Genomic DNA, 14712 nt, shown 5'->3' on the forward strand with positions numbered 1-14712 from the left:
CTAAGCCGACGGGACGCCCTCGGTGGCCAGACGCCGGAAGATCTGGTCGACTTGTTGCGGCGGCAATTTGGCGCCGCCGTCGAGCCACCAGATCAGCACCGACAGAAAGGCACCCACGACGAACTGGACGATCAGTTCGTTCGGCACGACATCGGGAAGCTTCCTGTCCTTGTTTGCGGCAAGCTCCGCGCGCACGAGATCGCATAGATCTCGCGGATGCTGCCGAGCACAATAGTCCCACCGCGGCCCCCGGCCAGAGCTCGGTAGAGATCTATATGTTCACGCGCGTGCTCGAACATACCGAGCACGAACCCAAGCTGCGATCTTTCAGCTCGCCTGGCGCTGCAAGCGCATGCCGCTGGCGTTCGACCAGCATGGCGCGCAGATGATCGTCCAGGCCGCTGCGCTTGAGGTCGTCCTTGCTGGTGAAGTGCGCGTAAAAGGTCGATCGGCCGATGTTTGCCTCATTGCAGATGTCCTCGACGGTAATTGCTTCATATCCCTTTCTCAGGATCAAAGTGATCAGCGCATGGTGAAGAGTCGACCGGGTCCGGGCGACACGGCGGTCTATCGTCTTAAGCCAACGCTACAAGAAGCGGACTAATAACCGGCAAGAGGATCCTCCCGGCCCGCCTGAGTAACCAGGGCTGCCGACAGAGCGCTTTCCCACTCACTGCCGGCCCGGTACCGGAAGGAAGGAGCGCAAATCTCTGCTTCGCCACCAGAATGCGCAACGCATCAGGTCCCGCACGGTCAGCTAGATCTGACGTTTAATCATGCGGCCGAGACCCGTTTCGCGAATAGGTCGCCGGCGAACCTGCACGCCGCCTTGTGCATTGAGCTTACTTCTTGCGACACAGGCTCAGCCTCCGCACAAGCTTCCACGGAAAGGGGACACCGCGTCCTGAAGAAACAGCCGGAGGGCGGATTCGTCGGACTTGGGATTTCGCCCGTGATCAACGGAGGGTTGCGCCGACGCTCGGTGGCAGGATCAGCCTCCGGAATAGACGCGAGAAGGAGCTGGGTGTAGGGATGGCTCGGATTCCGGTAAACCTCTTCCGAGCTGCCGCTTTCCACCACCTTGCCGAGGTACATCACGTAGACCCGGGTCGCCGCCTGCCGGACAAGCGCGAGGTCATGCGCGATAAAGAGGCAGGACACGCCTAGCTTCTCTCTGAGGTCGAGGAATAGGTTCATGACCTGCGCGCGTATAGACAAGTCTAGCGCGCTGACCGGTTCGTCGCAGATTAAAACCCGCGGCTCTACGGCCAGCGAGCGCGCGATCGCGATGCGTTGCCTCTGGCCGCCTGAGAGTTCACGGGTGAATCTGTCCCGGGCCGTCGTCGCCAGACCCACCTGGTTGAGGAGTTCGGCGATCCTCCCCTCGCGTTCCGTTTGCGAACGCAAACCTGCAATGATGAGGGCTTCGTTTATGGCTTCGCCCACAGTTTGGCGATCATTCAGCGATGCATAGGGGTCCTGGAACACGTACTGAACGGCGCGACGCGCTTCCCGCAGACGGCGCCCGCTCAGGGAGCCGAGGTCGACGCCATCGAAAACGACGCGTCCGGACTGGGGTTTTTCCAAGCCCACGATCGAACGGCCAAGCGTGGACTTGCCGCAGCCGGACTCCCCCACCAAGCCGACAATCTCGCCGGGATTGAGGTGGATCGAGACGTCATTTACCGCTTTGATCGTTTGGCCACGTTTGGCGCTTGGAAAGCTGGTGACCAGATGCTCGACTTCGAGTACCGCGCTCATTATGCGCACTCCTTCGCCCGAATATTCAGAACGGGACAGGCGGCTGACACACCCGGAACTGCCGTCGGCAAGAACGGCGGACGTCGCTCGCCGCAGGCATCCACAGCGTATCCGCAGCGGGGCATGAAGGCGCACCCTGTGATCGGCGCGCCAAGGATGGGCGGAACCCCCGGCAATCCACGGAAACGCGATCCGATTGCGTCCTGTTTCCTCGGAATTGCGTCGATGAGGCCCATCGTATAGGGATGCTGCGGCTGGGAGAGTACACGCTCGGTCGGTCCGGTTTCGACGTGGCGCCCCGCGTACATCACCATTACGCGGTCGGCCGCGCCCGCCACGACACCCATGTCATGCGTGATCAAGATCATGGCCATGTCCATTCTGGACTGGATTTCCTTCAGCAGTCGGAGGATTTGCGCCTGGACCGTCACGTCGAGCGCGGTGGTCGGCTCGTCGGCTACGAGAAGTGTCGGCTCGGCGGCAATGGCGATTGCGATCATGACACGCTGTCGGAGACCGCCCGAAAGCTCATGGGGATACTGCTTGAGGCGTATTTCGGGGTCGGACATCCCGACCATCTTGATAAGTTCAAGCGCCCGGGTTTCCGCAGCTCTTGCGGTCATGCCGAGGTGAAGCTCGGCTACTTCTGCTATCTGCCGTCCGACCCGGCGGGCGGGATTGAGCGCGCTCATCGGGTCCTGGAAAATGAAGCCAATGGATTTTCCGCGCAGGCTGCGAAGCGTTTCATTGTCCGATCCGACGAGCTGGCGGCTGTCGAACAAAATGGAGCCCGATATATCCGCCTGGACGCCCACGGGCATCAGGCCGAGAGGCGCAAAGCAGGTGACCGTTTTGCCGCTACCGCTTTCTCCCACAATCGCGAGGGTCTCTCGACGGCTCAGTTCATAGGCTACTCCGTCGACTGGGCGGACCACGGTATGCGCCGTCAGCAGGTCTATGGTCAGATCTTTGACGCGGAGTATCGGTTCAGAACTCATGGCCGTGCCTCCTTGGCCCAGAATGCGGTTACCCGGCGACGGGCCGCGAGCATCCGGGAGGTCAGCGGCTTCGGAACTCTGTTGAGGGCGACCGCTTCACCGAGGATGTTGAATCCGATGACAGCTAAAGTCAGGGTCAGCCCCGGCAGGATGACCTGGCGCGGATCGGACTCGAGATATGGAAGCGCGTCGACCAACATCTGTCCCCATTCAGGCGTCGGCGGCTGGATCCCCAGCCCGAGGAAGCTCAACGTTGCGATTGCGAGCGCGACTGCTCCGGCGTCGGCCGTGGCATATACGAGCACCGCCCCGATCGTCGTGGGAAGAAGATGGACAAAGTAAATGCGAACGGGACTTGCGCCCAATACTCTTAGGGCCTCCATGTGGGGCTTGTTCATGGTGTTGACAGCCACGGCCCGGCTAATGCGGGCGCTACCCGGCCACCAGGCGAGCGCGAGCGCGAGGATCATGTTCCAGTAGCTGACTCCGGCAATGCCGATCACCGCAAGTGAGACGATGAGGCTGGGGATTGCCTGGCCGACGTCAACGATGCGCATCAGCAGTTCGTCCGTCCAGCCCCGCCGGTATCCGGCAATCGTGCCGATGGCGATGCCGATGGCGTGCGCGCACACAAGGACGAGACAGACTCCGACCAGCGACGTCCGAGCCGCCACAATCAACCTGCTCAATGTATCGCGCCCGAGATGGTCGACTCCGAACGGATGGGCGAGCGTCGGGCCCTGGCCAGCGATCAGCAGGTCTTGCGCATTGGGATCATGTGGCGCGATGTAGGGTGCGAGCAGTCCCAACAGAACGAACGCGCCAATAGTAAATACCGCCGAGCGCGGGAAGGCGCCAATGGCCTTCAGGAGTGGTCTGACTGCCTGCATGTTCAGCTCCTTTGAAGTCTAAGGCGCGGATCGGTCAGCGTAATGCAGATGTCGACCACGACGTTCAGGATGATGAAGAACGTGATGAAGACCAGAAGGCAGGCCTGCACGACCATGAAGTCGCGGAATCTCACCCCGGTCAGGAAGAGGTCGCCGATGCCCTGCCAAGCGAACAGAGGTTCGACAACGACCGCGCCCACGACCATCGTCCCGATCTGCGTTCCCAAGGCGTTCAAGTACGTCGGCGCGATGTTCGGGATCGCGTCGCGAACCAGAATACTCGTCCTTGACAGTCCTTTGCTCATGGCCGTTAGGACATAAGGTTTGGCCATCGCCTCCTCGAAGCCAACTCGGACGACGCGGCTCAGAACTGCTGCGGGAAGAAATCCCAGAGTGAGCCATGGAAGCACCCAACTGACGGGTCCGGCAAACCCGAAGGTCGGAAAGACGTGCCACGTGACCGAAAAGGCGTAGACCAGCAGTGCTCCGACGAAGAAGGACGGAGTCGAAGCGCCCAGAAGAGCGCTCCCTCGGGTGACCACGTCTGGCGCCCTATGTGCCCAGAGCGCGCCTACGAAGCCGACGAACAGGCTCAGCAAGAAAGCCACGACCGCTCCGCCCGCAACGAGGGTGGCGGTCACGGCAAGGCGGCTCTTGAGGGACGCGCCGACCGCCTCGCCCGTCTTGTAGGAAATGCCGAAGTCGCCGTGGATCGCTCCGTTCAGCCAGAAGCCGTAGCGTTCGAGAAGCGGCTTGTTGAGCCCCAATTCCTCCTCGACCTTGGCAATATCGGCTTTGGTGGCCGTCGGCGTCCGCAGCTCGGCGATGAGTATCGCCACGTTGCCCGGAGCGGATACCACGAGCGCGAAGCATAGAACGGACGCCAGAAACAGCAACAAGACTGCGTTGCGGGCCCTTTTAGCGATGAAGGCGAACACGGCCGTATCCTACTCCGCCAGTGTGATATTCTCGTAGGGCATGTCGTACTCGGTCGCGGGGCTCTGGAAGCCCTTCACCCGAGCGGCATGCGCCCATATGCCCGGAACGAAGAGCAGCGGCGCGATGGCGTCGTTGTCGTGCAGCCAGTCATAGACCTTCTGTAGAGCTGCTTCCATCTCGCCTTCGGGCGCGGACATCGCGGCGAGCACCAACGGATCGAGGTGCTCGGGGTCGATGAAGAGCTTGCCGTCCACGCCGTTGTCATAGGTGGATAGGAACAGGCCCACCACAGTCCCGAAAGGTTCGTATGGCGCGCCGAACGTCTGGAAGAAAGCGAGATCGAACTTGCGCTCCGGAATGTCGCTGTGCCGCGACGCATGATCCACCGAGCGGATCGTGAGCGTGACGCCAATCTCCTGGAGCTCGGACTGGATCACTTCCGCGACGGATCGGGACCCCGGTACTTGCTCCTCGCTAACGACCAGTTCAATGGCAAGGTCCTTGCCGTCCTTCTGCCTGACAGGCCCCCCGACCCAGCCTGCCTCCTCGAGCAGCGACTTTGCGGTCTCGGTATCCCGCCTAGGCACATCGAAGCGCTTCCCCGAATACGGAACGGTTTCGGAGAACAGGTTGCCAGTGGAGGTCGCCAGACCGCGGTAAAGCACTTGCGAGATCGCAGCCCGGTCGATGCCGAGGTTGATCGCCTTGCGGACTTTCGGGTCCCTCAGCGCTTCGACGCGGGAAGTGTTGAAGGCCATAATCATTGTGGTGGTGCCGGGATCGATGACGACATCGATGCCCGCTCCCTTCAGCGTCTCTGCTTCCGTTGCGGTCAAAGGCGACACAAACGCTCCGCCGATCAGATCCACGTCGCCCGCGCGCAACGCTGCCATGCGGCCGCGCGAGTCCGGAAGGACTTTTACCTCAAGATATTTGAAAGAGGGCTTGTCACCCCAGTAGGCGTCGAAGCGCTCGAAGGCACTGCCCTCATTCCCGGCAGTCGCTTGATGCCACGGTCCCGTGCCGACGGGCGCCTTATAGCTACCGTCCCCAGAGACCGACTTGGGGCTGAGGAGCCTGACTGGCCGGACGTAAGCGAACTCCTGGAGCAGGCCGAGGACCGGTTCCTTGAACCGGACGTTGACGTGATCGTCGTCGACGATGTCCGTTCCGGCGTAAAGCCGGGACGAATTCATCCAGTTGTTCGCTTCGAGTCCGATCCACCTCTTCAGGTTCCATTCCACCGCCGCGGCGTCGAACGGAGTGCCGTCGTGGAAAGTCACGCCCTTGCGCAAGGTGAGCTTAAGCAGCCTGCCCCCGTCTTCGACCGACCATTCGGTCGCCAGCCCTGGCTCGATCTTACCGTCATGGCCGTATTTAACCAGCGGCTCGAAAACGAGGTCCTGAACGCCCCACAGGCCGGTGTATTTGTGAGGATTGATATCGCCGGCGGGCTTGGCGATCGCGATCCGAAGCGTGTCCTTAACCTCTGATGCCGCAACGATTGACGGCAGGATGGAGGATAGCGCCGAAACTCCCAGCAGTTTTGAGACGCCCGCCAGGAAGGAGCGCCTGTCTATTCGCATGAATTCATTGTTGTTGTTCATTGTCATTCCCCTTTTTGTGTTCACTCACAGCATTGATTGCCGGATGTTTTCTTTGCCGAACCGCTCGTCGTCGATCCGTGCTTGGATTTGGGCCAACATTTTCTCGAGATCGGCCATGAGATCGTCGTGCGATTCCAACCCCACGCTGAACCGCAGAAGGAGGTCCTGCCCACTCCAGGTCGTCGCGGAGCGGTTGCTCTTCACGGGCATGGGGGCAACGAGGCTGCGTGTCCCACCCCACGAGGCGCCGATGGCGAACGTCTCTAGCGTATTGAGCGCCTCCGGCACGTGCGGCAGTGCTTCGGGAACCAATTCCACGCTGAACACTCCGCTCGCGCCGAGGAAGTCGCGCTTCCAGAATTCGTGCCCGGGAGAAGACGGCAGGGCGGGGTAGAGCACACGCTCGACGGCTGGGTGGCCGCGGAACCAGTTGATCATCGCCGTCGCGCCGTCGTGCGCGTGTTTCATTCGCACGCCAAGAGTCTCCATGCCCCGCAACACCAAAGAGGCGTCGTCGGGGGAAACACCGATCCCGGCCCGCCCCATAGTCGCCTTGAGCGCGTTGAAAAGCTGCTCGGAAGCCACCGTGATCGATCCCATCAGCACGTCGGAATGGCCCGAGATATATTTGGTGAGCGCTTCGGTCACGATGTCGGCCCCATGTACGAGGGGCTTGAAGTTAAGAGGGGTCGCCCAGGTGTTGTCGAATCCGACGAGCGCGCCGTGCCGATGCGCGATCTCGGCAATCCGCGGCAGATCCTGGACTTCCATGGTCGTCGAACCGGGGGACTCGCACCACACCAGTTTCGTGTTCCCGTCGATCCGACGTTCGAGCCCCTCGGGCGAAGTGGGATCGTAGTACTCCGCTCGGACGCCAAACTTTGCCAGATCGGTGTTCACAAAATCACGGACCGGGGGATAGGCCGTGTCCGCCACCAGTACCTTGTCTCCGGCATTGAGGACGGCGAGCATTGCGATTGCGTTTGCGGCCTGGCCCGATGGCGCGAGAAGCGTCCGGTGACCCTGCTCGAGCTGAGTGATCTTTTGCTCCAGTGTACGCGTCGTCGGGGTGCCGTAGAGGCCGTAGGAATAGCCGTCAGGCCCTCGCTGGCCGCGAGTGGCGTAGGCTGCGGCATCCGCGAATACGATCGTCGAAGCCCGATGGACGGCTGCACCCAGAGCCTCGAAGCCGTCTGTTTTGACTTTGGGGGTCACAACGCATTGGGTGAGATCGTTCATGCTTGCTCCTCATGTGTTGGAGACAGTTACAGCATGACAAAACCTATTCCGTCCAATATCAACATCGGGATGTGCTATTCTCTCAGGTTATAGGTGCGCCATGAATCTTCGCCAGATCGAGGTCTTCCACGCCGTGATGACGATTGGAACCGCCTCACGCGCCGCGGAGATACTACGCATCTCACAACCTGCGGTGAGCAAGGCCGTCCAAGAACTGGAGCGCGACATCGGTTTCGCGCTCTTCCACCGCATCAAAGGACGGATGTCGCCGACGGCAGAAGGCAACCTGTTTTTCAGGGAAGTGGAGACCTCATTCTCCGGCCTCATCCATTTGAAAGGGGCCGCGGCGCGGATTCGCGACTTCGGTTCGGGGGAAATCCGGATCGCAAGTCTCTCCGCATTAAGTACGAATGTAATGCCAAAGGCATTAAAGGCATTTCAACACCGTCACCCTGACGTTGCGATCACCTTTCAGGCAAGGCTATCCTCGGAAGTCAAAGAACTCGTCGCCTCCGGCCAGTTCGACGTCGGCCTGGCGGCGGACGAGATCGATCTTGCGGGCGTCGAAGCCCACCCATTCCGGAACTACCGGGTCGCGATCGCCATGCCCAAGGGCCATCCGCTAGAGGGGAGGGAAGTGATCCGTCCCGCCGATCTCCATGGGCAGGCCTTCATCGCGTTGGCTCCGGAGGACACTACGAGACGGGAAGCAGAGGCCATCTTCGCTGATCACGGCATCAAGCCCAAAGTGGTTCTAGAAACCCCCTATTCCACCACCATCTGCTCGATGGTCAATGCGGGGCTTGGATGCGGAATGGTCAATCCTTTAACTGCCCTTCCCTATCTCAACGGAAACCTCAGCCTCCGTCCATTTCTCCCGGGAATCTCCTTCCGAACCCTTCTGTTGTTGCCACCCAACCGACGTCCATCGAGAGTAGTTAGCGACTTTGTCGAGCAGCTGATGCGTATCGCATTGGAAATTGATGGGGCTGTCCAAACTTGACTTCACTTTCGTGAACGTCGGCTTCTGGGCCCCATGCCGTCACCCGCCAGGCCGCAATTAGGATAGCGCGCCTCGCTCAGCCGCAGCAGCGAAATTGGAACTGGGAGTTCGATGAGTGTGGGGAAGGCGGTAGCGCTCTCCCGCTACCATCACTGCAGCGCTAGGCGCTGTTCCTGGTTTACGATTTGGCAGGTTGAGAAGCTCCGCCAGCGCACCGCGAACTTTCAGCTCAACCTGTCCCCTACCCTCCGTCGGAATGATCTCGATCCCCGTGACCAGTGAGCGGATGATCCTCGCCGCCTCGTGCCGCTCACACTCGTCGGATTGCAACGCGTCCTGGAGCTCGGATACTTGCCGACGGTAAATCGTTACCGCAGCCGGATGAAACTCCACAATGCTTTCCGCGGCCGCCATCGCCTGAAGCTCTCGGGCTAGATTCTCCTTTTCGCGCTCGAGGTCCAGTAGCTTCGATTTCATGCTTGTCGTCGCGACACCGTCAGCGATAGCATCGACGATGTTAGCGATCTGCCTGTCGATGCCGGCATGCCGCCTTTCGACTTCCCTTTGCCGTTCGCGGTTCATGGCGTTCAGTCGCTTATGCTCAGCATGATATTCAGCAAGGAAGCCCGCAATGGCATCTGGCGCCAGCAAGCGCCGCTGGATGCCAGCAAGCACACGCTTCTCAAGCTCGCCAACACGGATCGTCCTGTTATTGGTACAAGTGCCTTTCTCACGGTGCGCGGTACAAGCAAGCTGGTCTCTGTTCTTCACCGTATAGGAAGCGCTACAGCAGCCGCACCGCACAAGCCCCGAGAACATGTACGTCGGCCGTCGGCGGTGATGGAGTTTCATGCCTCCATAAAGCTTCTTGCGGGCTTGCACCGCATCCCACAGCTCATCGTCGATGATACGCAGATGCGGCACTTCAACGACCTGCCAGGTTTCCGGCAGATTCGGCCGCGAGATGCGCCTCCCAGTCTCGGGATCCTTGCGCATTTGGAGACGATTGAAGACGAGCAGCCCGATATAGGCTTCGTTGTAGAGAAAGCCGCTTCTCCGCTTGAGATTGCCATTGATGGTCGAGGCGCCCCAGGCACCCCCAAAGGGTGATGGGATACCTTCCCTGTTGAGGCCTGCAGCTATCGTACGCGCCGATTGACCAGCCGCGAACGCCCGAAAAATCCGACGCACGACCTCGGCTTGAGGCCGCCGGCGTTGTAGCCGTTCAATATGCGGCCGCTTTGGCCCCGTCTGATCTTGGCAGCAAGATCGCGCAGGAACAACGCGTTCATCGTTCCTTTCAGGCCCACGTGCAGTTCGTCTACGGCGCCCTCAGAGAGAGTGACGATCTTGACACCGGCAAAGCGCAGCCGCTTGAAGAGGCCGGCTACGTGTTCCTGGTCGCGTGACAAGCGATCGAGTGCCTCGGTTAGAACGATCTCAAATTGCCCGCTTTGAGCATCGGCGAGAAGCCGCTGGATGTCTGGTCGACGGATGATGCTTGAGCCGGATATGGCAGCATCGGCATAGGTCCCAACGACAGTCCACCTCTCCCTGGCCGCGAGCTCTCGGCAAAGCCGCAGCTGATCCTCGATAGAGGCTTCACGCTGGTTGTCGGATGAGTAACGAGCATACAGCGCGACACGGGTCATGAACCGCTCCTCTTCCTCTCGTTGCTATTGTCCGCCGCCGTCCCCATCCTCCCCTTCTGACGGTGTTTTCTCAAGAGGATGAACATTGTTGTCGTTGGCCGCCTGCAATTCCTCGAAATGCTCCCGAGCAACCCGCCGGCCCAACAAACGGGCGATCGACAGGACGGCTCGTTCAGTCATGTCTCGTGCCGACATGTCAGCACTGTAATCATGGCTTGCGCTGTCGTTCCCAGGTTTGGCCTCGTCCACCATGGCATGCCCGCTATTCTGTGTAGATCAAGGGCATTGAGCGACGTGATGATCAGCAAGACAACTTCAGTTGCCGAGCTGTCGCCAAATTACCAAAAGCTCGGTCCTCTTGCAATATCGCACGCGATATCCAATATGTCTGTATGAGACTGCTTCTCGATACGGCGACCATGGTGGCGGCGATCCGAAGTGACGCTGGCGCCTCGCGCCAACTGTTGGTGGCAGCTTTGGAACGCCGGCTGACGCTCATCGCTTCGGTGACGTTGATGATCGAGTACCAGGCGGTCATGACAAGGCCCGAGCACCTTGAAGCTTCCGGCCTGTCCGCTGAGGATGTGAACGCGTTGCTAGATGCCGTGGCGGCCGTCGCCGAGCCGGTTCGCCTTCTCTTCCTCTGGCGACCCGCCGTGCGCGACCCAGACGACGACATGGTGCTGGAAGCTGCGGTAAACGGACGGGCGGATGCTATAGTGACGTTCAACCTACGCGATTTCGGCAAAGTGGCCGAGCGCTTCGGTATCTTGGTCCTGTCGCCGGGCGAGGCGCTGAGACGATTGGAGAGAAAGACATGAGGAGAAGCAATTTCGCACTGCGGCTTCAGCTCTCGCTTCTGGATGAGGCGCGCAAGGTGGCGGAGAGCGAAGGCGTGCCGCTCAACCAATTCATTAACGTGGCAGTCGCTGAAAAGCTTTCGGCGCTGCGCACGGAAAGTTACTTTCAGGAACGCGCCGCCCGTGCCGACCTTCCCAAGGCGCTGCATATCCTGAAACGGGCCGGCAAAGGGAAGGCGCCGATCAAGGGCGACGAATTGCCGGAGTAATGTACCCCGAGGGGCAGAGCGGTACCGCTCGTACCGGAGTTTGCCTGCGTCCAAAGCGGCCGCCGGGCCGAAGACTGCCGGTCAAGGCTGGCGCAGCACGCGCCACAGCGATGCGGCTCTGGCATTGACGGGCTGACTTCGGTCCGGCGTTCCCTCGACAAGCAGGCAGTTCCCTCGTCGAACATGATTTCCCTATCGGGAAAAGCCTGGACGAACTCTCTCCGACGCTGCTTCCGCCACGGCATTGGGCGAACCCACTTGAAGATGGGCGAATACCCGAAACCAGAATCGATACTCCTGTGTCCGCCCGTCGCAACGCGCCGACACGGCGCCCCAGGCGATTGCGGTTGCGGCTGTCTTTCCCCACAGGGCTGTCGCTGCCTCTGCAGCTTCAGGCCACGGTCCATTTGTGCACGGCGGCATCGCGGTTGAAGGCATCCAGCAGATCGGGATCGCTCACCGCCGGATGGTGAGATGCCGCAAGAGTGCTCTGTGCTGGCAATTCCTGGCGGTTGGAGGGTGACGTGAGGCAGACGCTTCGCGCAAGTTGAGGGGTCGCTTGCCGACAACTATTCCTGCTGGAATTGACAGGGCCAATCTTCAGGCCTCGTCAAGCCAGAAGGCAACTCGGTCCGGGCGTCTCCGCAAGCCATGTTGAGCTGCCACTGGGACAGACCCGCCGAATTGGAAAGGTCGACGCCCTCGATACGGGTCAGAAAGAAAAAGGCGCGGTCAAAGTCTATCGGCGCGGTGAACGTCGCTCCTCGGAAGTCCGCCCGTGCGAGATTGGCAAACGAGAAGCGGCTGCCGCTGATATCGGCGTCATGGAACTGCGCACGCCCCAATTCTGCCTTTGTGAAATCAACATTGGTCAGATTGGCGCCCTGGAAATTCGAGCGCTGTATTTCCGCGCTCGCAAACACAGCGCCCTGCGCGTCCATACGGCTGAAGTCGGTCCTGTAGGCCTCGATTCTGTCGAACCGGGCGCCTTTGGCGGTCGAGTCGGCCAGGGAAGCACGCACAAGCGTTGCCTTCTCAAGATTTGCCGCAAGGAGATTGCTGTTCCTGAGGTCGGTCGAAGTGAAATCAACACCGAACAGGTTCGCCCCGCTCAGGTCCTGTCCTTCTAGGATGAGAAGCTTCTTGTCACACTCGTGCCAATTGACGCCAGGCGTCGCGGCTGCGTGGCAATTGTGAGCAGCAGTGGCGTTCTGCCAAGCAAACACAGTGCAAACCGCTAGAACCAAGCCGGATGCGCCGTAAGCTCTGGTTCGCCTCAAAGTCATTGTTGCTGGACCTCTGCTACTCGCCGACACTCAACCTTACCACATCTGCTGACACTCGAGCCACGGTGACCACCGCCGTCACAGTTAGCGCATTTCTCATATTCAAGCTTTGATGTTGATCAACCGATCAACCCGCGCGTAGGGCGCGATTTGCGAGCGCCTCCCCATATCATCGGCGGTCCAGCAGAGATTCATTTGTCACCGGCCAGGCGCATCATTCCGTAGGTATGCTTGACTAAGCCGAGGAGAGCGGTCGTTCAGGCTGGCGAAGTCGCGTGCCAAGATTGGCCTCCGCTCTGGACGTTTGTCTCGCTAATTGGGAGCCTGCTCGAGTGCAGACCGCCACCGCCGGCGTCCGCTGCCGACAAGCGTGAATCCGCTTGGTTCCGCACCGGTCGGTACTTCCCGACGGCGAGGTTGACCCGGCACGGGGTGCTAGTCGCGTATCCTGATTCCGCTGTCGCATAAATCCCACGACTTCGCTTAGCGAGGCCGAAGTTGATCTCTGCCATCTACCAGGTTGAAGCATCAACCCGCATATTTGTGTCGTAAGCTGACGTGCCGCGAATACCCCGTTTTCGGTAGGCGGGCTTTATGGCGGGCGCCCAACCTATTCTTGTATTTTTATTGATGTAAACAATGACTTATGGCGGTGAGGGAGGATTCGAACTCCGCGCTTGGAAGAGCGTCCTTCTCGTCTTCACCGTGCAGGCCGGCTACTCTGGGCGGCAGAGTGCCCTTCCGCGCTTCGTTTCCGATATCAGCGCCGGCAACTGACCAAGGCATAGCGGGCTCGTAACGATAAGGACGGTTCTCGCTATTTGAGGACCGCAACGGGTTGGCGAGTCTAGTCTGAGCGATCAAGCCCGCGCTCTGGACGAGGTCCCATCCTCACAGAATGTTCGCCCACCGGGCCAAACGTGACGCAACGGAACGAATGGTTCACCCGTAAGGTCTTGGGGAGATTGCGAAAGGAGACCAGCATATGACCTGCGAACGAGACGTCGGCACGTTCGAAGAGCCCGTGACCGTTTTGCTGTCCTCGGGCAAAGTCAGTGTTTCGAGCACCCGGGAAGCCGCCGAAATGCTGCTTTACCGCTGGCCCGCTGGAGAAACCGGGCGCCGCATCCAGGCTCGTATGGCATGCATGAAAGTGCTCGGCGGCGGCAGCGCACCGGACATAGCGCGCGTGGCATTTCTCAGCGCCGCCAATGAAGCGAAAATCCTGAACGCTTGACATCTCGTCAATGCGTGCCCCACCACTTGTCCATCGTGCATCACTCTTGCAGCGGCCGTTACATTTGTGCAAACATCGTGCGTCGATCATGCGGAGACGCCGAATGCTTGCGCGAGAAGGCTGGAGCCGCGGATCTGCACTCGCCGTCGACCCGCGCGTTGCTGCCCTCTGTGTCGAGTTCGAAGTCGAGATCATTCCCAAGAGCCGATACCAAAGGAAGGCCAGACGCGCGCCGTCGGCTCCATCCGCCGGCTGATCGACAATCATGGCGCTGAGCATGCACGGTTGGTCCTGTGTGTCCTGGGTGAGGGCCGCGGCAATCACGCGCTCATCGAAGAAAGCAGCCTGACGGCCGTCTCTGACTTGCTGCTGGCCGGTCCGGACCTGGTGAAGCAGGGCATGGCCGCCGTGCTCGAGGTTTTCGACGCGATCCCGCTCGGCGCATACATGGCGATCGTCAATGAGCTGCGCGGCCGCGTTCATCAGGGGCATGCGCTAGCTGGGATCCTTACCGGCGCCTCCGGGAGAGCACAGCTAGAGCACGTCCTGTGATCGATGAATCGATTGTGATGTGACGGCTGCGTTTTGTGCTGATTCAACATCCACCTCGATGGAGGTGGACGATGGGAAGAGCATTGAGCGGGGATCTTCGGTCGCGGGTCTTGAAGGCTCGGACGAGGGCATGTCGGCGCGGCAAGCGGCGGCGCGGTTCGGCGTGGGAGTGTCCAGCGCGATCCGCTGGATTGCGCGGGCGAAGATCGGCGAACTGGCGCCACGCCCGCAGGGCCCCCGCCGCGCCTCCGGCCTCGATGCGCATGAAGCCTTCATCGTCGGGCTGATTGAGGAGCGCAAGGACATCACGCTGAACGAGATGGTGGAGCGGCTCGTCGCCGAGCAGTCGATGCGGATCAGCCGCAGCGCCTTGAGCGCCTGGCTTCGCGGTCACGGCTGGACATTCAAAAAAGTCCGCGCACGCACTGGAGCAGGGTCGCCTCGACATCCTGAAGCGGCGCCGGGACTGGTTCGACGGC

18 protein-coding genes and 1 pseudogene are annotated in these 14712 nt (G+C 60.5%); 6 read left to right on the forward strand and 13 right to left on the reverse strand.

Going from position 1 to position 14712, the window contains the following annotated elements; translation table 11 throughout:
• The 8 genes from NKJ17_RS14910 to NKJ17_RS14945 form a co-directional block, all read right to left on the reverse strand.
• Complete coding sequence (locus NKJ17_RS14910; protein WP_352508721.1) at positions 1-195, reverse strand: TetR-like C-terminal domain-containing protein; 195 nt, start codon at positions 193-195, stop codon at positions 1-3.
• 76 nt (positions 196-271) lie between these two features.
• Positions 272-517 (reverse strand): TetR/AcrR family transcriptional regulator, encoded by a 246-nt coding sequence (locus NKJ17_RS14915; RefSeq protein ID WP_352508722.1) that lies wholly within the window; start codon positions 515-517, stop codon positions 272-274.
• A 257-nt stretch (positions 518-774) separates the two neighbouring features.
• Entirely contained in the window at positions 775-1761 is a 987-nt protein-coding gene (locus NKJ17_RS14920; protein WP_352508723.1) for an ABC transporter ATP-binding protein, read from the reverse strand.
• A complete protein-coding gene (locus tag NKJ17_RS14925; RefSeq protein WP_352508724.1) occupies positions 1761-2759 on the reverse strand; it encodes an ABC transporter ATP-binding protein in 999 nt (332 codons plus the stop codon). The genes NKJ17_RS14920 and NKJ17_RS14925 overlap by 1 nt, the downstream gene beginning before the upstream one ends.
• A complete protein-coding gene (locus NKJ17_RS14930; protein ID WP_352508725.1) occupies positions 2756-3649 on the reverse strand; it encodes an ABC transporter permease in 894 nt (297 codons plus the stop codon). The genes NKJ17_RS14925 and NKJ17_RS14930 overlap by 4 nt, the downstream gene beginning before the upstream one ends.
• 2 nt (positions 3650-3651) lie before the next feature.
• Positions 3652-4587 (reverse strand): ABC transporter permease, encoded by a 936-nt coding sequence (locus NKJ17_RS14935; RefSeq protein WP_023680718.1) that lies wholly within the window; start codon positions 4585-4587, stop codon positions 3652-3654.
• 9 nt (positions 4588-4596) lie between these two features.
• Positions 4597-6195 carry an ABC transporter substrate-binding protein gene (locus NKJ17_RS14940; RefSeq protein ID WP_245274882.1) on the reverse strand — a complete coding sequence of 533 codons (1599 nt, stop codon included), beginning with the start codon at positions 6193-6195 and terminating at the stop codon, positions 4597-4599.
• Positions 6196-6219: 24 nt separating this feature from the next.
• Entirely contained in the window at positions 6220-7434 is a 1215-nt protein-coding gene (locus NKJ17_RS14945; protein ID WP_023680716.1) for a trans-sulfuration enzyme family protein, read from the reverse strand.
• Between the two features lie 100 nt (positions 7435-7534).
• Between NKJ17_RS14945 and NKJ17_RS14950 the strand changes: the two genes are divergently transcribed.
• Positions 7535-8437, forward strand: coding sequence for a LysR substrate-binding domain-containing protein (locus NKJ17_RS14950; RefSeq protein ID WP_352508726.1), 903 nt, complete (start codon positions 7535-7537; stop codon positions 8435-8437).
• Between the two features lie 57 nt (positions 8438-8494).
• Here NKJ17_RS14950 and NKJ17_RS14955 read toward each other — a convergent pair whose 3' ends face one another.
• The 3 genes from NKJ17_RS14955 to NKJ17_RS14965 are packed head-to-tail and all read right to left on the reverse strand — an operon-like array spanning position 8495 to position 10341.
• A complete protein-coding gene (locus NKJ17_RS14955) occupies positions 8495-9628 on the reverse strand; it encodes a recombinase family protein (protein ID WP_352508727.1) in 1134 nt (377 codons plus the stop codon).
• Positions 9577-10089: a recombinase family protein gene (locus NKJ17_RS14960; RefSeq protein ID WP_352508728.1), complete on the reverse strand. Its 513-nt coding sequence runs from the start codon at positions 10087-10089 to the stop codon at positions 9577-9579. The genes NKJ17_RS14955 and NKJ17_RS14960 overlap by 52 nt, the downstream gene beginning before the upstream one ends.
• 24 nt (positions 10090-10113) lie before the next feature.
• Positions 10114-10341, reverse strand: coding sequence for a hypothetical protein (locus NKJ17_RS14965; RefSeq protein ID WP_352508729.1), 228 nt, complete (start codon positions 10339-10341; stop codon positions 10114-10116).
• A 140-nt stretch (positions 10342-10481) separates the two neighbouring features.
• Between NKJ17_RS14965 and NKJ17_RS14970 the strand changes: the two genes are divergently transcribed.
• The gene (locus tag NKJ17_RS14970) at positions 10482-10910 is read left to right on the forward strand and encodes a putative toxin-antitoxin system toxin component, PIN family (protein WP_352508730.1); all 429 of its coding nucleotides are present in this window, start codon (positions 10482-10484) and stop codon (positions 10908-10910) included.
• Positions 10907-11158 (forward strand): hypothetical protein, encoded by a 252-nt coding sequence (locus NKJ17_RS14975; RefSeq protein ID WP_023722511.1) that lies wholly within the window; start codon positions 10907-10909, stop codon positions 11156-11158. The genes NKJ17_RS14970 and NKJ17_RS14975 overlap by 4 nt, the downstream gene beginning before the upstream one ends.
• A gap of 192 nt (positions 11159-11350) precedes the next feature.
• Here NKJ17_RS14975 and NKJ17_RS34050 read toward each other — a convergent pair whose 3' ends face one another.
• Complete coding sequence (locus tag NKJ17_RS34050) at positions 11351-11596, reverse strand: Y4oE-related protein (RefSeq protein WP_502899825.1); 246 nt, start codon at positions 11594-11596, stop codon at positions 11351-11353.
• Positions 11597-11727: 131 nt separating this feature from the next.
• Positions 11728-12444 carry a pentapeptide repeat-containing protein gene (locus NKJ17_RS14980; protein ID WP_352689239.1) on the reverse strand — a complete coding sequence of 239 codons (717 nt, stop codon included), beginning with the start codon at positions 12442-12444 and terminating at the stop codon, positions 11728-11730.
• A gap of 985 nt (positions 12445-13429) precedes the next feature.
• Here NKJ17_RS14980 and NKJ17_RS14985 point away from each other — a divergent pair.
• The 3 genes and pseudogenes from NKJ17_RS14985 to NKJ17_RS14995 all read left to right on the forward strand — a co-directional run.
• Entirely contained in the window at positions 13430-13681 is a 252-nt protein-coding gene (locus NKJ17_RS14985) for a DUF982 domain-containing protein (RefSeq protein ID WP_352689240.1), read from the forward strand.
• A 285-nt stretch (positions 13682-13966) separates the two neighbouring features.
• Complete coding sequence (locus tag NKJ17_RS14990; protein ID WP_352689242.1) at positions 13967-14233, forward strand: hypothetical protein; 267 nt, start codon at positions 13967-13969, stop codon at positions 14231-14233.
• Between the two features lie 71 nt (positions 14234-14304).
• Positions 14305-14712, forward strand: a pseudogene (locus tag NKJ17_RS14995) (transposase); the annotation flags it as partial.

Origin of the sequence: Mesorhizobium sp. M0208, assembly GCF_040322015.1 — a bacterium.
Taxonomy (GTDB): domain Bacteria; phylum Pseudomonadota; class Alphaproteobacteria; order Rhizobiales; family Rhizobiaceae; genus Mesorhizobium.